19 protein-coding genes are annotated in these 20988 nt (G+C 73.3%); 9 read left to right on the top strand and 10 right to left on the bottom strand.

Going from position 1 to position 20988, the window contains the following annotated elements:
* The first annotated feature begins 74 nt into the window (after positions 1–74).
* Genes HCN51_RS06105 through HCN51_RS61125 form a run of 4 tightly spaced genes read left to right on the top strand, consistent with a single transcriptional unit; the run spans position 75 to position 6146 of the window.
* Positions 75–1040, top strand: coding sequence for an ROK family protein (locus tag HCN51_RS06105; RefSeq protein WP_168007673.1), 966 nt, complete (start codon positions 75–77; stop codon positions 1038–1040).
* 44 nt (positions 1041–1084) lie between these two features.
* Entirely contained in the window at positions 1085–1678 is a 594-nt protein-coding gene (locus HCN51_RS06100; protein WP_206066621.1) for a D-sedoheptulose-7-phosphate isomerase, read from the top strand.
* Positions 1663–4242, top strand: a complete 2580-nt coding sequence (locus HCN51_RS61130) for an alpha-mannosidase (protein WP_168007671.1) — start codon at positions 1663–1665, stop codon at positions 4240–4242. The genes HCN51_RS06100 and HCN51_RS61130 overlap by 16 nt, the downstream gene beginning before the upstream one ends.
* Complete coding sequence (locus HCN51_RS61125; protein ID WP_168007669.1) at positions 4239–6146, top strand: hypothetical protein; 1908 nt, start codon at positions 4239–4241, stop codon at positions 6144–6146. The genes HCN51_RS61130 and HCN51_RS61125 overlap by 4 nt, the downstream gene beginning before the upstream one ends.
* Here HCN51_RS61125 and HCN51_RS06085 read toward each other — a convergent pair.
* Entirely contained in the window at positions 6118–6729 is a 612-nt protein-coding gene (locus HCN51_RS06085) for a TetR/AcrR family transcriptional regulator (protein ID WP_168007667.1), read from the bottom strand. The genes HCN51_RS61125 and HCN51_RS06085 overlap by 29 nt on opposite strands.
* Before the next feature lie 22 nt (positions 6730–6751).
* Between HCN51_RS06085 and HCN51_RS06080 the strand changes: the two genes are divergently transcribed.
* Positions 6752–7669 carry an NAD-dependent epimerase/dehydratase family protein gene (locus HCN51_RS06080; RefSeq protein ID WP_168007665.1) on the top strand — a complete coding sequence of 306 codons (918 nt, stop codon included), beginning with the start codon at positions 6752–6754 and terminating at the stop codon, positions 7667–7669.
* Positions 7670–7909: 240 nt separating this feature from the next.
* On the opposite strand, the gene HCN51_RS06075 is transcribed toward HCN51_RS06080, so the two are convergent.
* Complete coding sequence (locus HCN51_RS06075; RefSeq protein ID WP_168007663.1) at positions 7910–9193, bottom strand: erythromycin esterase family protein; 1284 nt, start codon at positions 9191–9193, stop codon at positions 7910–7912.
* A 93-nt stretch (positions 9194–9286) separates the two neighbouring features.
* On the opposite strand from HCN51_RS06075, the gene HCN51_RS06070 reads away from it, so the two are divergent.
* Together HCN51_RS06070 and HCN51_RS06065 are read left to right on the top strand one after the other, a co-directional pair.
* Positions 9287–10099 (top strand): TioE family transcriptional regulator, encoded by an 813-nt coding sequence (locus tag HCN51_RS06070; protein WP_168008036.1) that lies wholly within the window; start codon positions 9287–9289, stop codon positions 10097–10099.
* A 46-nt stretch (positions 10100–10145) separates the two neighbouring features.
* Complete coding sequence (locus HCN51_RS06065; protein WP_168007661.1) at positions 10146–10676, top strand: DUF4240 domain-containing protein; 531 nt, start codon at positions 10146–10148, stop codon at positions 10674–10676.
* 4 nt (positions 10677–10680) lie between these two features.
* Here HCN51_RS06065 and HCN51_RS06060 read toward each other — a convergent pair whose 3' ends face one another.
* Positions 10681–11247 carry a 2'-5' RNA ligase family protein gene (locus HCN51_RS06060; RefSeq protein WP_168007659.1) on the bottom strand — a complete coding sequence of 189 codons (567 nt, stop codon included), beginning with the start codon at positions 11245–11247 and terminating at the stop codon, positions 10681–10683.
* Between the two features lie 64 nt (positions 11248–11311).
* Here HCN51_RS06060 and HCN51_RS06055 point away from each other — a divergent pair, with 64 nt between their 5' ends.
* A complete protein-coding gene (locus HCN51_RS06055) occupies positions 11312–12034 on the top strand; it encodes a DUF6882 domain-containing protein (RefSeq protein WP_168007657.1) in 723 nt (240 codons plus the stop codon).
* A 113-nt stretch (positions 12035–12147) separates the two neighbouring features.
* Here the strand turns inward: HCN51_RS06055 and HCN51_RS06050 are convergent, their stop codons facing one another.
* From HCN51_RS06050 to HCN51_RS06020, 7 genes are all read right to left on the bottom strand, one after another.
* The gene (locus HCN51_RS06050; protein ID WP_080036634.1) at positions 12148–12735 is read right to left on the bottom strand and encodes a GTP-binding protein; all 588 of its coding nucleotides are present in this window, start codon (positions 12733–12735) and stop codon (positions 12148–12150) included.
* On the bottom strand, positions 12716–13093 hold the full coding sequence (locus tag HCN51_RS06045; protein WP_080036635.1) for a DUF742 domain-containing protein: 378 nt from the start codon (positions 13091–13093) through the stop codon (positions 12716–12718). Before HCN51_RS06045 ends, HCN51_RS06050 begins: the two co-directional genes overlap by 20 nt.
* Entirely contained in the window at positions 13090–13509 is a 420-nt protein-coding gene (locus HCN51_RS06040; RefSeq protein WP_080036636.1) for a roadblock/LC7 domain-containing protein, read from the bottom strand. Before HCN51_RS06040 ends, HCN51_RS06045 begins: the two co-directional genes overlap by 4 nt.
* Positions 13506–15896 (bottom strand): sensor histidine kinase, encoded by a 2391-nt coding sequence (locus HCN51_RS06035; RefSeq protein ID WP_168007655.1) that lies wholly within the window; start codon positions 15894–15896, stop codon positions 13506–13508. The genes HCN51_RS06040 and HCN51_RS06035 overlap by 4 nt, the downstream gene beginning before the upstream one ends.
* A gap of 158 nt (positions 15897–16054) precedes the next feature.
* Positions 16055–17563, bottom strand: coding sequence for a prenyltransferase/squalene oxidase repeat-containing protein (locus HCN51_RS06030; protein WP_206066620.1), 1509 nt, complete (start codon positions 17561–17563; stop codon positions 16055–16057).
* Entirely contained in the window at positions 17560–18513 is a 954-nt protein-coding gene (locus tag HCN51_RS06025; RefSeq protein ID WP_168007653.1) for a terpene synthase family protein, read from the bottom strand. The genes HCN51_RS06030 and HCN51_RS06025 overlap by 4 nt, the downstream gene beginning before the upstream one ends.
* The gene (locus HCN51_RS06020; protein ID WP_168007651.1) at positions 18510–19844 is read right to left on the bottom strand and encodes a cytochrome P450; all 1335 of its coding nucleotides are present in this window, start codon (positions 19842–19844) and stop codon (positions 18510–18512) included. The genes HCN51_RS06025 and HCN51_RS06020 overlap by 4 nt, the downstream gene beginning before the upstream one ends.
* 131 nt (positions 19845–19975) lie before the next feature.
* Here HCN51_RS06020 and HCN51_RS06015 point away from each other — a divergent pair, with 131 nt between their 5' ends.
* On the top strand, positions 19976–20986 hold the full coding sequence (locus HCN51_RS06015) for a polyprenyl synthetase family protein (RefSeq protein WP_346433546.1): 1011 nt from the start codon (positions 19976–19978) through the stop codon (positions 20984–20986).
* The last annotated feature ends 2 nt before the right edge of the window (positions 20987–20988 follow it).

The raw sequence follows: 20988 nt of genomic DNA, 5'->3' as shown, positions 1-20988 counted from the left end.
AAGGTCGCCCTAGGATCCCGTGTGGGAACGATGTCACAGCCTGAATTGCGGCAGTCGTTCCCGACGGAGGCCCAATGGAGCACGATCTTCCCGCTGTCCTGTCCCTCGACATCGGCGGCACCAAAATCGCCGCCGGCGTGGTCACCGGCGACGGCCTGATCCACGGCTGGCAGGCCGCCCCCACCCGCAGGGAGGAGGGGCCGCGACTCGTCCTGACCAGGCTGTTCGACCTGGGCAGAAAGGCGATCGCGGAGGCCGGCGTGCCCGAGGTGGCCGCCGTCGGCATCTCCTGCGGCGGCCCGCTCGACACCGCCACCGGTGTCCTGCAGTGCCCGCCGCACCTGCCGGGCTGGATCGACGTCCCGGTCGTCGCGCTGGCCACGGAGGCGTTCGGCGTCCCCGCCGCCCTTGAGAACGATGCCACGGCCGCCGCGCTGGGCGAATTCCGGTACGGCGCCGGGCGCGGCACCAGCACGATGCTCTACCTCACCATCTCCACCGGCGTCGGCGGCGGCTCCGTCATCGGCGGCCGGCTGCACCGCGGCGCGGCCGGCAACGGCGGCGAGCTGGGGCACGTCATGGTGCGTCCCGGCGGCCGGCCGTGCTCGTGCGGGCGTCAGGGCTGCCTGGAGGCGTACGCGTCCGGCACCTCCATCGCCGAGCGCGCCCGCGAGGCCCTGGCCGCCGGCCGCCCCTCGTCGCTGTCGGCCCTCACGCTGCCCACGGCCGCGGACGTCTCCCGCGCCGCCGAGGAGGGCGACCCCCTGGCGGTCGAGGTGTGGAACGAGACCACATGGGCACTGGGCACCGCGCTCACCGACCTGGTGAACGCGTTCGAGCCGGAGCTCGTCGTCCTCGGCGGCGGCGTCACCCGGTCCGGCGCCCGGCTCCTCGACCCGGTCGCCGCCGCCGTCGCCAGGGACGCCATGCCGCCCGCCGCCCGCGCCGCCCGCTTCGAGCTGGCCAGGCTCGGCGACGGCGTCTGCGTGGTCGGCGCCGGCGCCGTCGCCCACGACCTCATCACCGGCGCCACTGCCTGAGTCATCACCGGCGCCTCGACCTGACCTCGCCTCAGGAAAGACCCATGCCTGATCTTCCCCCGATGCCCCCGCTCACCGACGTCCTCGCCGAGCACGTGGCCGGCCACCTGGCCGCCGCGCGCGGTATGCCGGCGCTCCTGCCCGCCGTCGAGAGCGTCGCGGACCTGCTCATCGACACCTTCACCCGCGGCGGCACCCTCTACACGATGGGCAACGGCGGCAGCGCCGCCGACGCCCAGCACCTCACCGGCGAGCTGATCGGCCACTACAAGCGCGACCGCCGCCCGCTGCCCACGGTCACGCTGACGACCGATGCGACCGTTATGACGTGCATCGCCAACGACTACGCCTATGATGACGTCTTCGCCCGGCAGGTGCGCGCGCTGGCCCGCCCGGGCGACGTCGTGGCCGCGTTCACCACCAGCGGCAACTCGGCCAACGTGGTCAGCGCGCTCGAAGCCGCACGGACCAACGGCGCGGTGACGGTACTGTTCGGCGGTGGCGACGGCGGCGCGGCCGCCGAGCACGCCGATCACCTCCTCCTCGCCCCCAGCTCAGAGACCCCGCGCATCCAGGAGATCCACACACTGATGCTGCACATGATCAGCGAGAAGGTCGACGCATGGGCGGCCGCATGACCCGGCGCGTGGCCCCGATGTCGAACGCCCCCTCGGGCGGCCGGCCGCGCGATCTCCCGACGGCGCCCCGTCCGGTGGCCTCGCCCGCCCGCACCCTGCACATGATCGGCAACGCGCACCTCGACCCGGTGTGGCTGTGGCCGTGGCAGGAGGGCTACCAGGAGGCGCGGGCCACGTTCTGGTCGGCGATCCACCGCATGGACGAGTACCCCGACTTCGTCTTCACCTGCGACCAGGTCGTGCTGTTGTCGTGGGTCGAGGAGTCCGACCCCGAGCTGTTCGCCAGGATCCAGGAGAAGGTGGCCGAGGGCCGCTGGGTCATGACGGGCGGCTGGTGGGTGGAGCCCGACTGCAACATGCCGTCGGGCGAGTCGTTCGTCCGCCAGGGCCTGTACGGGCAGCGCTACCTGAAGGAGAAGTTCGGCGTCACGGCCTCGGTCGGCATGAACGTCGACCCGTTCGGCCACAACGCCATGCTGCCCGCCATCCTGCGCGGCCAGGGCATGGACTCGTACTGCTTCCTGCGGCCCGGCCCGCACGAGAGCGAGCTGCCCGGCACGATGTTCTGGTGGGAGGCGCCCGACGGCAGCCGGGTGCTGGCCTACCGCATCCCGTTCGAGTACTGCAGCCCGCCCGGCGAGGTGGCCGGGCAGACGGAGAAGGCGCTGGGCCAGCTCGACCGCTCGCTCGGCGACCTGATGATCTTCTACGGGGTGGGCAACCACGGCGGCGGCCCCACGAAGGCGAACATCGACTCCATCCACCGCTACGACCGGATGGGCACGTTCGGGGAGCTGACGATGTCGTCCCCGCGCCGCTACTTCGACGAGATGACCAAGCGGCTCGGCGAGCAGGGCCTGGCGGAGGTGCCCGTGTGGCGCGACGACCTGCAGCACCACGCGGCCGGCTGCTACTCCGCGCACTCCGGCATCAAGGCGTGGCAGCGCCGCGCGCAGGCGGCGGTGCTGTCGGCCGAGCGGTGGGCCGCCGTCGCCGGCCACGACGCCCGCGCCGACCTGGAACGGGCGTGGAAGCAGGTGCTGTTCAACCAGTTCCACGACGTGCTGCCCGGCTCGGCCATCGAGCCCGCCTACGACGACGCCCGCGACCAGCTCGGCGAGGCCGTCGCGATCTCCAAGCGGATCATCACCAGGGCGCACAACGTGATCGCCCGCGAGATCTCCGTGCCGCAGGAGAGCGGCACCCAGCCGGTCGTCGTGTTCAACCCGCACCCGTGGCCGGTCACGACCCGCGTCGAGATGCAGTACGGCCTGGCCCCCAACGGGGTGCACGTCGTGGACGCGGGCGGCGCCGACGTGCCGTGCCAGCGCACCCAGTCGGTCGCCACCACCGACGACAAGGGGCGCGGCGCCACCGTCTTCCAGGCGGAGCTGCCCGCGCTCGGCTACCGCCTCTACCGCCTGCGCCAGGGCCCAGGGCAGCACCCGGGCGGCACGCTGCTCGCCTCGGAGCACCACCTGGAGAACGACGTGCTCCGCTTGGAGCTCGACCCGGTCACCGGCTGGCTGTCCAGCCTGGTCGACAAGCGCACCGGCGTCGACCTGCTGGCCGGCGCCACCGGCCCGCACACCCAAATGTGCGAGGACCCCACCGACACGTGGGGCCACCGGGTCGTCTCCTACGACTGGCCCGGCGAGGAGATGGTCACCACCGACATCGTGCTGCGCGAGCACGGCCCGCTGCGGGCCCGCCTGCGCGTCGAGCGCGAGTGGGGCCGCTCCACGATGGCCGAGGAGTTCATCCTGGGCGCGGGCGGCGACGACGCCGTCGAGGTGCGGGTCACGCTCGATTGGCGGGAGCAGGCGCACCTGATGAAGCTGCGCTTCCCCGTCGGGCTGCAGAGCCCCGTCGCCACGTACGAGATCCCGTTCGCCCACCTGACCAGGCCCATCGACGGCGCGGAGGAGCCCGCCCAGTCGTGGGTGGACCTGTCCGGCTCCGTGGACGGCATCCGCGCCGGCCTGGCCGTGGTGAACAACGCCAAGCACGGCTACGACGTCTCCCCGCCGAGCCCGGGCCGCAGCCACAGCATCGGCGTCACCGCCGTCCGCAGCCCGGTCTACTCCTGGCACGACCCCCGCCTGCTGGACCCCGACGGTTACTACTCCTTCCAGGACCAGGGGACGCAGAGCTTCTCGTACCTGCTGGTGCCGCACGCCGGCGACTGGCGGGCCGCCGGGCTCACCCGGCGGGCCGCGCTGCTCGGCTCGCCGGTGCGGGCGATGCTGGAGAGCTTCCACGACGGCCCGCTGCCCAGCGCGCGCGGCTACCTCGACGACGGCGGCGACCAGGTCATGGTCACGGCGGTGAAGCTGCACGAGGACGCCCCGCGCGACCTCGTCGTGCGCGCCGTCGAGACCACCGGGCGGCCGGCCGTCGCCTCGCTGCACATCCCGATGGCCGGGATCAGGCTCGTCGCCGACTTCGGGCCGAGCGAGATCCGCACGTTCCGGATCCCGCTCGACGACCCGCTGTCGGCGGTGGAGACGGACCTGGTCGAGCTGGGGGTCCGCCGGGGCGCGTTCACCGTGGAGCCGTGGTGAGCGGCGGTCAGGCCGTCAGGGTCGCCGACCCCGACGGCGGTGAGGTGCTGGTCGAGCTGCTCGACGCCGCCGGGCCGTTCCGCGTGGAGTGGGAGTGGGGCGAGCGGCGCCCCACCGGCCGCCGCGAGCTGACCCTCGGCCTCCGGTACGACGGCGCCGAGCCCGCCGCCGCGACCGTCCGCGTGAGCAGGTCCGTGGCCGCCGTCGCCGACCCGTGGTGGCTCATCCCCGGCCTGTTCTACGGCGAGAACCGCCCCGCCGCCTGCCAGCGGATCTTCCCCCGCTTCGAGGCCGGTGCCGACCGCCCCGAGGAGATGGTCTCGGCCCGCTGGGGCTTCCGCGCCGACCGGGCCGCCACCCCCGCCGTGCTGGTGTGGGGCGACACCGGCGGCACCGCGCTGATCGCGGACGAGGAGTCGCCGCTCGGCCCGACCGGGCTGGCCATCGAGCACGAGGCGGGGCGGGCCACGGTCGCGCTGCTGTTCCCGTACCGGGAGTACCCGGTGACGTACTACGGCTCGGCCCTGGCGCTGCCCGCCCGCGCCGCCACCCACGTGTGGCGGCCCGGCGAGTCGCACGTCCTGACGGTCGCGACCAGCGCGCTGGCCCCCGACCGGCACGCGTACGCGCCGCTCCTGCGCGAGGACCGCGACCTGCGCCTGCCCGCCGCCCCGATCGAGCCGTGGGAGGACGTGGCCGAGGCCGCCGACATCGCCGCCGAGGGCCTGTACCGCTGGCACTACGACCCCGACCCCGGCGTGCTGCTGGAGACGGTCGGGTTCGACAGGGAGGTGAGCGGCACCAACGGCGAGCGCGTGGACCGGCAGGCCATGCACGTCGGCTGGGTCAGCGGGATCCCGTGGGCGGCGGCGCTCCTGGAGCACGGGCTGCGGAGGGGACGGCCCGAGCACGTCGCCGCCGCCGAACGGGTCATCGGCTTCATCTGCGCCAACCTGTCGCCGTCCGGGACGTTCTGGGGCACCTGGTACCGGCAGTCGGGCTGGTCGCAGAGCTGGAGCCACGTCAAGGACGCCCTGCACGCGCGCACGCTCGGGGAGGCCACCCTCTTCCTGCTGCGCGCGCTGCGCCTGCGCCCGAACCCGGCCTGGGAGGCCGCCGCCCGCTCCAACCTGCGGGTGATCGCCGGCCGCCAGCGCCCCGACGGCAACCTCGGCACGCTGCACCACGCCGCCACCGGCGAGGTCCTGTCCTGGTCCGGCGCCTCCGGCCTGACCTGGGTGGCGGCACTCGCCGAGTCCGGCGACCCCGGCCACCTGCGGGCGGCCGAGCGGGCCGGGCAGTACTACGCCTCCTTCGTCGAGGACGAGTTCGTCTACGGCGCCCCCGAGGACGTCGACCTCGCCCCCACCTCCGAGGACGGGTACGCGGCCGTGCTGGCGTACATGGCGCTGTTCCGCCGCACCGGCGCCGCCCGCTGGCTCGACCTGGCCCGCCGCGCCGCCGACTGGACGCTCACCTTCCGCTACACCTACAACGTGCGCTTCGGCCCGCGCACCCCGCTCGGCCGCTACGGCTTCGCCACCCGCGGCGCCGACCAGGCCTCGCCGTCCAACCAGCACCTGCACGCGTACGGGCTGGTGTGCACGGCCGAGCTGGTCGAGCTGTCGGAAGCGCTGGGGGATCCGTACTACGCGGAGCGGGCGTACGAGACGCTGGAGTGCTTCCGCCAGCTCCTGCCCGCCGCCGACGGCGACCTCAACGCCTACCGGGGCATGATCACCGAGCGGTACTACCAGACGGACTGCTTCCAGCCGAAGGGCATGTACCTGACGCTGTCGCACGCCTGGAGCGCGGGGGTGCTGCTGCTCGCCTGCGAGCAGGTGCTCGCCCTCCCGGCCCGGCTGGACGACGTGACTACGGGTGAGGCCGCACCCGTAGGGTGACGGCCGCGTGCTCGGCCCAGGCCGCCAGGAACCGCTCCGGGCCGAGGTCGCCGGGCGTGTGGCCGATCATGAGGCGGAGCAGCGGGTAGTACGTGAGGGAGGCCAGCAGCACGGCCGCGGTGGCCTCCGGATCGGCGCACTCGACGTTGCCCCGCTCCCGCTGCTCCTCGATCCACCGGGCGCCCTGGGCGTACACGCCGGCCATCACCCCCTGCCACATCCCCTCGAACAGCTCGCCGAACCCGTCGAACTCCCGCAGCATGATCCGGATCAGCTCCCGGTCCTGCTCGATCACCTCCCACACGGCCCGCGCCATCCGCTCCAGGTCGGCGCGCGGGTCGCCGGTCGCGACGGCCGCCTCGCCGCCCCGCTCGGCGATCCGCTCCAGGTTGCGCCGCACCGCCGCCTCCAGCAGCGCCCGCTTGGACGGGAAGTGCTTGTAGAGCGCGCCCGAGCCGGTCGTCAGCCCGCACGCGGCCTGGATGTCGGCGACCGAGGTGGCGGCGTAGCCGCGCGTGCAGAACAACCTGACCGCCTCGTCGATGAGGCGCTGCCGGGTGACCCCCGGCGTGGATCTCGCCATGGTAAGAGAGTACTCTCTCACTATGCGAGTCTTCATCGCGGGCGGCACCGGCGCGCTCGGCCGCCACGCCGTCCCGGCGCTGGTCGCGGCCGGCCATGAGGTCACCGCGCTGGCCCGCACCCCCGGCAAGGCCGCCGCCCTCGAACGGCAGGGCGCCCGGCCCGCCCGGGTGTCGCTGTTCGACCGGGCGGGCCTGGCGGCGGCGTTCGAGGGGCACGACGCCGTGATCAACCTGGCCACCGCCATCCCTTCCATGAGCCGCTTCATGAGCACCAAGGCCCTGCGCGCCAACCATCGCGTACGCGCGGAGGGCTCCGCCGCCGTCGCGTCCGCCGCTATCGACGCCGGAGTCGGGCGGCTCGTGCAGGAGTCGGTCAGCATGCTCTACCGCGACGGCGGCGACCGCTGGCTCGACGAGGACGCCCCCGTCGACCACTACCCCCTCACCAGGGGAAACTTCGCCGCCGAGGCCAGCGCCCGCCGCTTCGCCGACACCGGCGGGGGAGCGGCCGTCGTGCTGCGCCTCGGCTGGTTCTACGGGCCGGGCGCCGCGCACAGCGAGCAACTGTTCGCCCAGGCCCGCCACCACGTCGCCGTCGTGCTCGGCCGTCCCGGCGGCTACGTCTCCTCCATCCACCTGGCCGACGCCGCCACCGCCGTGGTGGCCGCGCTGGCCGCGCCCGGCGGCACGTACAACGTCGTGGACGACGAGCCGCTGACCAAGCGGGCGTACGCGGACGCCCTCGCCCGCGCCGCCGGCGCCGCCCCGTGGGTGCGCGGGCCCGGCCGGCTGGCCTACGCGTTCGGCGACCGGCTCACCTCACTCACCCGCTCGCTCCGCGTCAGCAACGCCCGCTTCCGCACGGCCACGGGCTGGGCGCCGCGCTACCCGAGCGCCCGCGAGGGCTGGCTCGCCACCGCCCGCGCCCTCCTGTCCTGACCCACCCGCGACTCGCCCCTCCGTCCCTGACCGTCTCGGGTCGGTGCCCTTCGGGCCCGCATGCGAGCCGGGACGGCGGCGCTGGGCCGGGGCAGGCGCCTTGGGGCGACGCCGCCCCAGCCTGCGCACGCACCTCGCCGCGACACCCTCTGGGCCCGCGTGCGCACCGAGTGGCGGTCCTCGGGCTTGAGTGCGCGCGCCTCAGGGGAGCGCTCTTGCGGCCTGGGCGCGCGTTCTGGATCAGCGCGCTTCCGGTCCCGGCCCGCGCACGTTCTTGAGGAAGATGATCCCGTCGGTCCTGCCCAGCTCGCCGGGGTCGAGCGGGAAGTAGCCGTGGTTGTCCGCCGTGTCCGTTCGCTGGACCAGCTCCGCCTCCCGGACCGCCGCCGCCAGCCGGCGTGAGTCGAGCACGTAGCGCTCGCCCGGCAGCGTGGCCATGACGCCCTCGATCGTCCTCGGGTCCGGGAGGCCGAGGCCCTGGTGGGGGACGGTGCCGAGGGCCGAGGCGAGGAAGGCGTACCCGGTGCCCAGGCGGGCGCTGGTGATGGCGCCCGCGCTCCACCACTCCAGCGCCAGGTCGCCGAGCTGCCACCGGCTCGCCTCCCGTTGCAGGTGACGGTTGTGGGCGAAGACGAGCGCGGGGCCGTGCTGGGCGACGGCCTCCAGGTTGTCGGCCATCATGGCGTCGCGCAGGCCCAGCATGCGGACGACGCGGTCCGGTGCCGGGTCGGCCATGATCGTGTGGTAGCGCAGCAGGCCGGTGGCGGTGCGGGCGTACAAATGTGCCCGCTCCCACTCCTCCCGGGACGTCGCGGGGATCAGGCGGGGCGCGTGCACGGTCAGCAGCGGCACGAGGTCGTCGGCGAGCAGGCGCAGCTCGGCGACGTCGGGGGAGTTGCCCACCGACTGCGACGGGTCCAGCGCGGCGGCCTCGTTCGTCCACCGCTCGTCGGGGCCCAGCAGCGCCAGCAGCCTCTCGCGGGTGCAGGGGACGGCGACGCCGGCCGCCGTCAGGTAGTCGTGCAGCGCGACCAGGGTGTGGCGGGGGCTGGCGGCGCTCATCATCTCCAGGGGCGCGTCGAAGCCGAAGAAGCGCAGGCGATCGCCGTCGGGGTGGCCCTCGTTCCAGGTACGCATCCAGCGGATGAGCTCCCGCGTCGCCTCCCGGTCCCAGAAGCCGTGGCTGAACCCCGTACGCATGACGTCGTCCAGCGAGCCCGCACCGGTGCGGACGTACTCGTCCACGACCAGGCCCGCCACGCAGTCGCTCTCGATCGCGAACGCGCGGTAGCCCTCGTGCTCGACCAGCTCGCGGAAGATCTCGTTGCGCAGCTCGTGGACCGGGCGCTCGTCGTGCAGCGCCTCGCCCAGCCCGAGCAGGCGCGGGCGGGCGGGCAGCGAGCGGAGCAGCCGGGTGACGGCGCCGGGGCCCTCGGCGTCGAGATCGGCGGCGGCCTCGCGGACGGAGGCGGCCTCGCGGACGGAGGCGGCCCGTTCCGTTCCCTTCGGTGGCGATGTCGTCATGCCTTCTACGGTATCGTTGAAGGTTCTGTTGAGGCTTTGGCAACGGTTCCGCCGCTCGCGCGCTGCGGAACCCTCAACCTGGTGAGGTACGTCATGCCCCGTGGGCGGCTGCGGCCGGTGGACCTGGCGCGCGAGCACGGCCTGTCCACCCAGGCCGTCCGCAACTACGAGGAGGCCGGCATCCTGCCCGCCTCCGCGCGCACCGAGCACGGCTACCGCACCTACACGGCCCGGCACGCCCAGGCGTTGCGGGCGTTCCTCGCCCTGGTGCCGGCGCACGGGCACGCCACGGCCACCTCGATCATGCGGGCGGCGAACGAGGGAGCCACCGAGGAGGCGCTGCGGCTCATCGACGAGAGCCACGCCCAGCTCCTCGAAGACCGGCGCACGCTGGAGGCGGTGGAGCAGGCGCTGCGCAGCCTGGTGCCGCCGCCCGCGCCCTCGGCGGAGCCTTCACGTGCTCCGTCGGCGGAGCCTTCACGTGCTCCTTCGGCGGAGCCCGCGTACGGCCCCTCCCCAACGCCGTCGCGCGGCCCCTCACCCGCGCCCAAGGCGGAGCCCGGTGTCACCTTCATCGGGCCGCTGGCCAGGAAGCTGGGGATCCGCCCCGCGACGCTGCGCAAATGGGAGCAGGCCGGGCTGGTCGAGCCGCGCCGCGACCCCGCGACCGGCTACCGCGTCTACAGCGCCGCCGACGTGCGCGACGCCCAGCTCGCCCACCAGCTCCGCCGGGGCGGCTACCTGCTGGAGCAGATCGCACCGCTGATCCGGCAGGTGCGCGCGGCGGGCGGGCTGGCGCCGCTGGAGAGCGCGCTGCGCGACTGGCAGGAGCGGCTGTCGGCCCGGGGCCGGGCGATGCTGCGGGGCGCGGCGGCGCTGCACACGTACCTGGACGAGCAGGAGTAGGCACACCCGCGGTTCTTGTCGGACCCGGCTGGCATGCTCTCCTGCCATGGACACCACGCGTTACTGGCAGCTCGTCGAAGACGCCCGCGCCGGCGCCAAGGACGAGTGGGAGGTGGCCGCCCGCCTCTCCGAGCGGCTGTCGGCCCTCCCGCCCGCCGAGATCATCGCCGCCCAGCAGGCTTTCTGGGACCTCATGACGGCCTCCTACCTGGCCCCGCTCTGGGGAGCCGCCTACATGATCAACGGCGGCTGCTCCGACGACGGCTTCGAGTACTTCCGCGGCTGGCTGGTCACGCAGGGCCGCGAGGTGTTCGAGCAGGTCGTGGCCGAGCCCGACAGTCTCGCCGGCCTGCCGGTCATCCAGGAGGCGGCGGCCGACTGGACGGAGAAGCACTGCGAGGCGATGCTCGGCGCCGCCTACAACGCCTACCGGACGGCGACCGGTGAGGAGCTGCCCCACGGCTCCTACACGATCCGCTACCCCGCCCTCGACCCCGACTGGGGCTTCGACTTCGAGGAGCAGCGCGACGAGCTGAGCCGCCGCCTGCCCCGCCTGGCCGCCCTCTACGGCCGCTGAGCCGTCACGCGAGGGGGAAGACGTCCGCCGGCCGCCAGTGGCCGCCGGCGTCCCGCACCAACAGCGACACGGCCGTGACCCGCGCCGTCACCGGCAGCTCCCCGGCCACCCACGCCTCGTCCACCGCGCCGTCCTCACCGAGGGTCAGGTGCGGCACGATCTCGTCGTACCGCCCGCCGTACGGAGGCGTCCCCGGCCACCGCCCGGTCACCGCCTCGGTCAGCCGCACGAACGGCTTGGCGGGCTCCGGCGCGAGGAACACCACCCCGGGTTCCCCGGCGAAGCGCCGGATCTCGCGGAAGGTCACGTCGACGGCCGGATACCGCATGAACAGCGCCCGCAGAGCCCGGCGCACCCCGTCGTCGATGCGGGGCGCGGGCAGGAACGGCGTCAGCACGGTCACATGAGCGGGCAGGCCGATCTCCCGCTGCCGCCACGGGCGGACGAGCGGCTCGGCCTCCGGCACGCCCAGCACGAGCGCCGTCTCACCCTCCCTGGAGGCCGCCTTCCGGGACGCCGCCTCCCCACCGGACGCGGCCTTCCCGGACGGTGCCGCGCTTGAAGCACTCATCCCTTCACTGTCCTCCCGCGCCCGCACCCCGTCGATCCCGGCGAAAGCCTCTAGTCTGCAGGGCGTGCACAATTCGCTCACCTTCACCGACCTGCTCGACGACGCCGCCCTCCTCTCGCTGGAGCACCAGGTGCACCTCGAAGAGGTCCTCGGCGGCCACAGCTGGCAGGTGGACCTCCAGCAGCCGCGCTTCGACTTCGCCTGCGCCACCCGTACGATCACCTGCACCGCCTTCCACCTGCTCGGCAGCGCCGCCCCTGGCCCGGGCACCTGGCTGTGGGCGTGGGCGAACCCGTCGGGTTTCCCTGAGGCGGTGGTGGCCGCGTCCGCCCGGCTGCGCGACTTCGGCCTCCAGTACGGCATCCAGGAGCTGGCGTCGGCGGAGGTCCCGTTCGGCGCCCTGCCCGGCGCGCCGACGGAGGCGCACCTGGCGGCGGGGCTCCTGACGGAGGCCGCCAAGGCGGTGACGGGCCGGTGGACCTCCTACAACGGCGACGCGGGCGGCGGCACGCGCGCGGCGTTCCTGGTGGAGCATCCGGACTTCCGGCTGCCGCCGCCCGAGCCGGCCCGCGTCATGCGCGTCATCCAGCAGGCGCTCGCCGGCCTGCGGCTCACCGATCACCGGCGCGCCCTGCACAGCTACGCCGTCAAGCGCGGCCTCGGCGCCGACTTCGCAGGCGAGCAGGGCAGGATCACCGGGCCGGGCTTCGAGGCGGTCGTCGAGTTCGACGGGTACGGCCGGGTGGCCGGCATCAGGGCCGGCCTGTCCGCACCGCACGGCGGCTGACCGGCACCAAGGCCCGCCTCGCCGCCCCGTGAGGCCGCCGACCAGCGAGAACGAACGCGCCCGCCCCGGTGGTGCAGGTGGGGCGGGCGCGGAGGGGGAGCGAGCGGCCGGGGTCAGCTGCCGACCGGCTCGGCACGCAGGCGGGCCGAGTGCTTGACGAGCGTGATCAGGACCTCCCGGCTGGAGTCCCGCTTGCGGGCGTCGCACATGATGATCGGGATGGACGGGTTGAGCTGCAGCGCCAGCCGCACCTCGTCCAGCTCGAACGTCGGCGCCCCCTCGAAGCAGTTGACCGCCACCACGAACGGCGTGCCGCGCCGCTCGAAGTAGTCGACCGAGGGGAAGCAGTCGGCCAGGCGGCGGGTGTCGGCGAGGATGACGGCGCCCAGGGAGCCCTCCGCCAGCTCGTCCCACACGAACCAGAACCGCTCCTGGCCGGGCGTGCCGAACAGGTACAGGACGTAGTCGTTGCCGAGGGTGATGCGGCCGAAGTCCATGGCCACGGTGGTGGTGCGCTTGGCCTCCACCGAGGTGAGGTCGTCGACGCCGATGCCGCGGTCGGTCAGCACCTCTTCGGTGCGCAGCGGCCGGGTCTCGGAGACCGCGCCGACCATCGTCGTCTTGCCCGCGCCGAACCCGCCGGCGACCAGGATCTTGATCGCCGTCGGCAGGCGCGGACGCTCAGAGCGAGCGAAGACCATCGAGCACCGCCCTGTACATCTTCATGTCGTGCATGTCCACCTCGGATCGGGGTTCCTGGGCAGAGACGAGTTCGCGGTCGAACAGGTCGCCGAGCAGCACGCGGATGGTGCCGGCCGGTAGGTCCAGGTATGCGGCTATCTCGGCTACGGACTTGGGTTCGCGGCAGAGCTGGAGTATCCGCAGGTGCTCGGGGTCCAGCCCGGCGTCGGGCCCTGGTGGCGGGCCGACCGCCAGGGCCATGGAGATCAGGTCGAACCTGCCGTGGGCGGGCTGGGTACGGCCACGGGTCACCACGTAGGGCCGGATGATCTCCGGATCCACCCAGTGCTCGTCCGTGGGCTCGTCCGCGCCTCTCACCGGTCGCTCCTGGCGGCGGCCTCGGCGGTGCGCGCGCCGGAGGTGAGGTACTGGCCCACCCGCGCGACCATCATCGCCATCTCGTACGCCACCAGGCCGATGTCGGCGTTCTGGGCGCACAGGACGGCCAGGCAGGCCCGCTCGCCGGCGGCGGTGACGATGAGGAACTGGTTCTTCCACTCCACGACCGTCTGCCGGACCGCGCCTGCGGAGATGTGGTCGGAGACGCCCTTGGCCAGGCTCTGCAGCCCGGAGGCGACGGCGGACAGGTGCTCGCCGTCGGTGCGCTGCAGCGCGGCGGACGAGGCCATCAGCAGCCCGTCGGACGACAGCACGATCGCGTGCTCGGCCTCCTTGATCCGGTTGACCAGGTCGTCCATCAGCCAGTTGAGGTCGGTGCCCGCGGTGGGGGTCATGCGTCACCTCCTTGCTGGTCCTCCAGCATCTTGGCCGCCTGGGAGCGGCCGCGACGGGTGCCTGACTGCAGAGATCCCATCATCGCGCGGATCTCCTCCGGCGAGCGCTCGTCATCGTCCTCCTCAAAGTCGGGCTGCGTGGGCGTGTCGTCACGCAGCGCTGGCGCCAGGTTGGCCTGGGGCACCCGAAGGGGGAGCCCCCCTGGTGTGAACTCGGTCACAGACTGCTGCTCCGGTTCGGCTGGCGTTTCGGCTTCTGGTTCCGGGGCGGGCGCGGGCTCGGGTCTCGGCGTGGGCGCGGCCTGGGGCCGGGGCCGAGAGTCGGGGGCGGGCGTGGGGGCGGGCACGGGGGTGGGCCTGGTCGGGAGCGTGCGGACGTTCTCGGCCGGGGCCGGCGCCCTCGGGGGAGTCGCGCTGGGCGCCGCGGGGGGCCGGGTGGCGGTGGCGACGGCGGGCTGCCGGCGCGGCAGCCGCTCCCGCTCGCCGCCGTCGTGCGGCTCGGGCGTGGGGTCGAGCTGGACGAGCTCCTGCGGCAGCAGCACCACGACCGTGGTGCCCCCGTACGGGGAGGCCTTGAGCACGACCTGGATGTCGTGGCGCTTGGCGAGCTGGCTGACCACGTAGAGCCCCAGCCGGGCGGTGCCGGTGATGCGGAACTCGGGCGGGTCGGCGATGCGCTCGTTGGCGGCGTCGAGGTCTTCGGGCTTCATGCCGAGGCCGCGGTCCTCGATCTCGATCACGTACCCGTTGGCCACGAGCTGGCCGCTGACCTGCACGTTCGTGTACGGCGGCGAGAACGACACGGCGTTCTCGATCAGCTCGGCGAGCAGGTGGATGACGTCGCCGACGGCGCGGCCGACGAGCACGACCTCGCCCATGGGCATGAGCGAGACGCGGGTGTAGTCCTCGACCTCGGCGAGCGCGCCGCGCACCACGTCCACCATGGGGACGGAGCGGCGCCACGTGCGGGCGGGGGAGGAGCCGGACAGGACGATCAGGTTCTCGGCGTTGCGCCGCATGCGGATGGCGAGGTGGTCGAGCCGGAAGAGCTCCTTCAGCTCCTCGGGGTCGGTTTCGCGGCGCTCCATCACGTCGAGCACGGTGAGCTGGCGGTGCACGAGGCCCTGGGTCCTGCGCGCCAGGCTGAGCAGGATGTCGCGGATGCTGCGGCGCAGCTCGGCCTGCTCGGCGGCGACGGCGATGGCGGTGCGCTGCACGGTGTTGAACGCCTGGCCGACCTGGCCGATCTCGTCGTCACCGAAGTCGAGCGCGGGGGCCTCCTTGGCGACGTCGACCTCTTCGCCGTGGCCGATGCGCTCGACGATGCCGGGCAGCCGCTCGTCGGACAGCTCGTGGGCGGCGTCGCGCAGCTTCTGCAGCTGGGCGAGCAGCTGCCTGGTCGTGGTGATCGACAGCACGATGGACGCGATGACGGCGAGCAGGCCGAGACCGCCGGCCAGGGCGAGCCGGACGACGACGCCGATGGCGATGGGCGTGATGCGCTCGAGCAGCCGGTCACCGGCCTTGAGCGTCACGGTCTGCATGGTGGAGAGCGTGGCCTGCGCCTGCTTGGTCCACTCCTCGCCGCTCACGGGCAGGGGCTCCAGCGTGGCGTCGTGCCGGACGAGCTGGTTCTCCATCGCCTGGACTCGGGCCACGGACGGCGTCTTGAGCCAGCTTTCGAAAGCGGCGCGGTCCTCCTCGCGGAGCTGCTGCATCGTCTCGGCCAGCGAGTAGCGGAAGACGCCGGCGGTCTTGACGAACTCGGTGTGCTCGGCCTGGGTGAAGCCGCCCTTGGCGAAGATGCCGGCTAGGAGGGCGTCCTCCCGCGCGAAGATCTCGCGGACGTGGTGCATCTCCGACAGTGTCCGGCCGTCCTTCGCGGCCTCCTTGTCGTCGAACTCGGCCACGGAGTCGTACATCCGGTAGAACGAGTCGATGATCGTGTTGTACTCCGTCGCGGCCTTGGCGAAGTCCGCCTTGCCGGAGTCGATCGACTTCCTGACCTCCGTCAGCCGGTCGAGCTGGCCCCTGACCTCCTGCAGCCGCCTGCCGAGCGAGTCGTCCATGGCGAACTGCACCGCGGTGCCCGACGCCGCGCTCTCGAACTCGGCTGTGGCGGTGTCGGTCTCGGCCCGCTGGTCCCTGATGGCCTTGTCCACCAGGCGGCGTCCCGCTCCGAGGTGGGCGGCGGTCAGCCGGCGCTCCTCCTGGAGCTCGACCAGCAGCGGCTCGCTCGGGTCGATCACGCCACTGTTGACCGTCGCGGCCCAGAGCAGGTTGACGCCTTCTCGCAGCGTCACCCAGGCGGCGAAGGCCCACAGCAGCGTGAGCGACACGATGAGTGCCGTGACCTTGGCCCGGACACTGGCGTTACGGAAGCGCATCGAGCCCACCAAGAGAGAAAGCAGCGCGGTCAGCGTGCCAAGTCAGGAGAAAGAAATGGGCATCCCAGGAATCTGACACTCGGGTCACCCTAGCAACGCGACATTCCTCCCTCAACACGAAAGAGTGCAGTTAGGTCACTATGTCCCAATTTTTCCTGCTAAATTCTCCTTTGGAGGTAGGGTTCCGCTGCGTGCAGTGCGGCGAGCACCGCTGCCTTCACAATTGCGAGCGGCGTGTAAAGGTCCTTGTCATGCCACAGTGGTGGATAATCTGATAAATCGACCACGCGGGTCAGGAACGCGTAACCCCGCCTGGCAGCCTCCACGCACCGCTCGTCCGGCTCGGGGCCGCCTAGCAGCAACGCCTGCACCGCGTACGCGCTCTCCTCCGGCATCCCGGCCCACCGGCCCCACGACCCGTCCGCCCGCTGCGTGGCCATCAGCCACTCCCTGGCCGCGCGAATCGCCCCCGCGTGCTCGGGCCCGCCGAACTCGCCCAGCGCCAGCACACAGCTCAGCGTGGCGTAGAACGGGGAGGCGTGCCAGCGGTCCGTCCAGCTCCCGTCCCTGCCCTGCCGCCCGGCCAGCCACCGTGCCACTCGTGCCATCAGCGGGCGGTAGGTCCCCGCCGCCGCCGGCCTGGCCCGCACGTACTGCCCGAACGCGTCCAGCACGTGGGCGTTCACGCTGACCGAGAAGCCGTCCTCACCCTGCCAGGTGCAGAAGTGCGTCCCGGTGTCGAACGCCTTCAGCGACTCCGGCTCGCACGGCATGCCGAGCAGGGCCAGAGCGTACAGCGCCACGCTCGTGGTGTCGGCGTCGGGTGGCAACCCGGCCCCGGCGGACGTCCCGTCCGGTCCGACGGCGGCCCGCAGGTCCGCCAGCATCTCCGGCGGTACCTCCACCGGCACGCCGGCCCTGGCCAGCCAGCTCAGCACCCAGCCGCGCTCGAACACGGTGATCGGCAGGCCGACGGGCACCGGCCCTCCGTACCTCTTGGCCACCGCCTCCAGGTGCCGCCGCGCCGAGTCCGCCGCATCGGGCGGCAGCGCGTCCATGCAGGCCGCGGTCGCCGCGGGCGAGGCCCCGATCGTGCCGATCGACGTCGGCCGCACGCCGCCGGCCCGCACCGCGGCGCTGCCCGCCACCTCCAGGACGTGCATGACCTTCTGCGGCGGCTCGATGCCGGAGCGCAGGAGCTGCCTGATCTGGCCCAGCCGTCTGCCGTCCATACCAGGCGGCAGGGGCAGCGTCCCGGTGACGCCGTGCTCGGCCAGGAGCGCGAGCAGGTGCGGCACGATCAGCTCGATCGCCGGCGTGTCGGGCAGTTCGGGCGGCTCGCCGAGCAGCCGCCGCGCGGCGTCGAGCCCCGCCCGGGCGGCGGATTCGAGAGCCTGCCGGTCGCCGCCGTCCCAGCCCGCCGCCGCCGACAGCAGCGCCTCGGTCGCGCTCAGCGTGGGCACCAGGCCGTAGCCGTCGGGCGCGCCCCAGGAGCCGTCGCCGTTCTGCTCGGCCAGCAGGTACGCCACCCGCTCCCGATGCCCCACCAGCCATGGCGCGATCGTGACCAGGCGGCCGGTCTCGTACACCGACGGGGACACGCTGCCCCAGGGCTTGGCCATGAGCTCGGAGACCAGGGCGTCGGCCCGGCGAGGAACGTCGATCACGAAGCCGCCTCGGCCCAGAAGTCGGCCAGCTCGTAGAAGCCGGCGCTGTAGTGGATCTGCCAGTCCAGGTAGGAGGCCGCGCGCGGATGCTCCTGGCGCAGCGGCTCGATCAGCTCGCTCGCCTGCGCGGCCAGCGCGGTCATGCGCTCGTTCACCTCGTCCGGCCCCAGGCCCAGCGTGAAGGCGTTGAGGTCGCCGGAGCGAGCCTCCCTGTTCCGGGTGGCCACGTCGTTGAGCAGGCGCAGGTAGCGTTGCACCGCCTCGCCCGCCGGCCGCAGCCGCTCCAGCTCCCGCGGGTCGCGCACCTGACCCGTGCTGATCCAGAGCGTGAGCGCCACGAAGTACGCGCCGCAACTGTCGGCGTTGGCCAGGTACTGCGCCGCGCCCGGCAGCCGTGCGGCGCGGCGCCAGTCCCATTCGCGGGCCATCGCGCCCAGCATGCGCGCCAGTTCCTCGCGCCAGGCCGCCTCCAGCTCGGCCGCCTGCTCACGCGGGGCCGCGCCCGGCTCGGGGGTGGCGCCCAGCTCGGCGCGCAGCTCGGCGTGCAGCTCCGCCAGGAAGGCGGCGGCGTCCGAGGCGCCGGGCACGGCTCCGTCCGGGGCTCCGTCCGAGGCTCCGTCCGAGGCCTCGTCCGCAACAGGTGGGGGCCCGCCGGCGGCGGTCAGGCAGGCCGCGATGAGCCCGGAGACCTGCTCGCGGGAGGTGGCCTCCTCGTCGATCAGCCGGTCCACCGCGAACACCAGCAAGGAGGCGAGGTTGACCGCCCGCAGCTGCGCGGCCGTCGCCCAGGGCGAGCCGAACGCCCCGGCCAGGGCCAGCGCGTGGTAGAGCCCGCTGTCGAACGCCTTGTCCGGGAAGAGCCCGCCGTGCCGGGCCGCCGTCCTGGCCAGGTCGCGCCCGCCGGCCACGGCCACGGCGCAGGCCCGCCCGGTGCCGAACGCGCCGCTCACCGGGGTACCAGCGTCATGCTCAGCCCCGCCACCGGCCGCAACGAGGAGGCCAGGCGTGGCAGCACGGGCCCCTCGTGGTGCACGACGGGCCGGTACTTGCGCAGGATGCCCGCGATCAGCAGTGGCGCCTCCATCATGAACAGGTGCTGCCCCAGGCACACGTGGGGCCCGGCGCCGAACGGCCAGTACGCGTAGCGATGCCGCCGGTTGTCGTTGCCCGGGGCGAACCGCTCCGGGTCGAAGACCAGCGGCCGGTCCCAGAATTTCGGCAGCCGGTGCGTCAGGAAGGGGCTGAGCAGCACGGTGGAGCCCGCCTCGATGGTGACCCCGTCCACGACGTCGGTCTCGACCGCCATGCGCGGCAGGATCCAGCCCGGCGGATAGAGGCGCAGCAGCTCGTGGACGAACATCCGCAGGTAGACCAGGTCGGGCAGGTGCGCGGTGGTGACCCGGTCGTCGCCGACCACCCGGTCGATCTCCTCCTGCACCTTGGCCGCGATCTCCGGGTACGCCTGCAGCACCGGCCAGGCCCAGGTCAGCGCGGTCGCCGAGGTCTCGGTGGAGGCGCCGTGCATGGCGACCAGGTCGTCCCTGATCCGCCGGTCGCCCTCGGCGCCGAGGTCGTCCTGGCGGGCCCGGCACAGCCGTGAGACGACGTCGTCGCCCACCTGCTCCTGCGCTCTGGCCTGCCTGATGCGCGGGTAGACGACGTCGTCGATGGTCTCGATGGCGCGCTTGAACGGCCGGTCGCCCGGCATAGGGAACTGGTCGGGGACGAACGGCATCACGAGCCTGATGGCCTTGGCGGTGACGGCCACGTCGTAGGCGGGCACCAGCCGGTTGATGTCGGCCACCGAGATCTTCGCGCCGAAGAACAACCGCACAATCGTCGGATGAACGATCGCGGAGACGCCCTTGGCCACGTCGAACGGCTGTCCGGGGACCACGGTCTCCTCGATCAGCTCGTCAATGATCTCTGCCATGCGCTCGGCGAGCGAGTTCACGTACTTGGCGGTGAACAGCGGCTGCAGGATCCGCCGGCTCTCCTGCCAGCTGTCGCCGTCGGACAGGATGCCCTCGCCGAGCAGCGGCGCCAGAGGGTCCCAGAACATGCCCTCGCGGACGTAGTTGCGCTGGTTGGCGACGAACACGTGCTGGACGTGGTCGGGGTGGGTGACCAGGTAGGGGCGGAAGGGGCCCATCGAGAGGCGGACGAGCTCACCGTCGGCCTGCGTGCCGGCCTCTTCGAAGGCGTTGATGGGGATACGGGCGTGTTTCGTCAGTCTCCGGAGGAAGGGCAGGGTTCGGTCGGGAGCGGTGGCGGTCGCCACGTGTGTTTCCTCCATCGCTTACGGTGCCCGTCTCGCATCACGGACATTTCCTGACATATGTCAACCGTTGGGTGGAGTATCACATGCTTGTGCATGTAGATTCAAGATCGTACCCGGGGTAGGAGCGCCAAGTGAACCGCAGTCATCCGATGAGTGGGGCCGCCATGGCGCGCTGCCACGGCCTCCTCGAGCCCGCCCTGCGCGAGGCCGTGTCGGTGCTGCACCCCTGGGGCGCCCGGATGGCGGCGTTCGCGCTGGGCTGGTCCGACACCGACGGCGGGCCCAGCGCCGGCGACGGCGGCAAGGGCGTGCGGCCCGCGATCACCATGCTCAGCGCCGAAGCCGTCGGCGGCACCGCCGAGTCCGCCCTGCCCGGCGCCGTCGCCGTCGAGCTGGTGCACGCCTTCTCCCTCGCGCACGACGACATCATCGACCGCGACGAGCTGCGCCGGCACCGCGCCGCCCTCTGGAAGGCGTACGGCGTCGGCCCCGCGCTGCTCACCGGCGACGCGCTCCTCGCCCTGGCCGTCACCCAGCTCGCCGGGCGGCCCGAGGCGATGCCCTACCTGTCGGCGGCCCTGATCGAGCTCGTCCAGGGCCAGACCGCCGACATGGCCTTCGAGAACCGCCCCTGGCGCGGCCCCGACGCCGTCACCATCGACGAGTACGCCGAGATGGCCGCCGGCAAGACCGGCGGCCTGCTCGGCGCCGCCACCGCGGCGGGCGTCGCCCTCGGCGGGGCGCCCGAGCTGGCCGACCGCATGTGGGCGGTCGGGCGCGACCTCGGGATCGCCTTCCAGATCGTCGATGACATGCTCGGCATCTGGGGCGACCCCCGCCTGACCGGCAAGCCCGTCCACAGCGACCTGCGGCGCGACAAGAAGACCCTCCCCGTGCTGGCCGCCCTCGCTTCCGGCGGCCCCGCTGCCCGCGAGCTCGCCGCCGTCCTCGCCTCCGGCACGGGCGACGAGGAGTCCGTACGGCACGCCGCCCACCTCGTCGAGGAGGCCGGAGGCCGCGAGCGGGCACGGGCGCTGGCCGACCGCTACCTGTCGTCGGCGCTCGGCGTGCTCGACGCGTGCCTGCCCGACGCGGCCGAGCTGCGCGCCCTGTGCCACTCCCTGGTCGACCGCGTCAACTGACC

The organism is Nonomuraea composti (assembly GCF_012034275.1).
GTDB lineage: Bacteria > Actinomycetota > Actinomycetes > Streptosporangiales > Streptosporangiaceae > Nonomuraea > Nonomuraea composti.
This window is presented reverse-complemented; position numbering and strand designations above follow the sequence as displayed.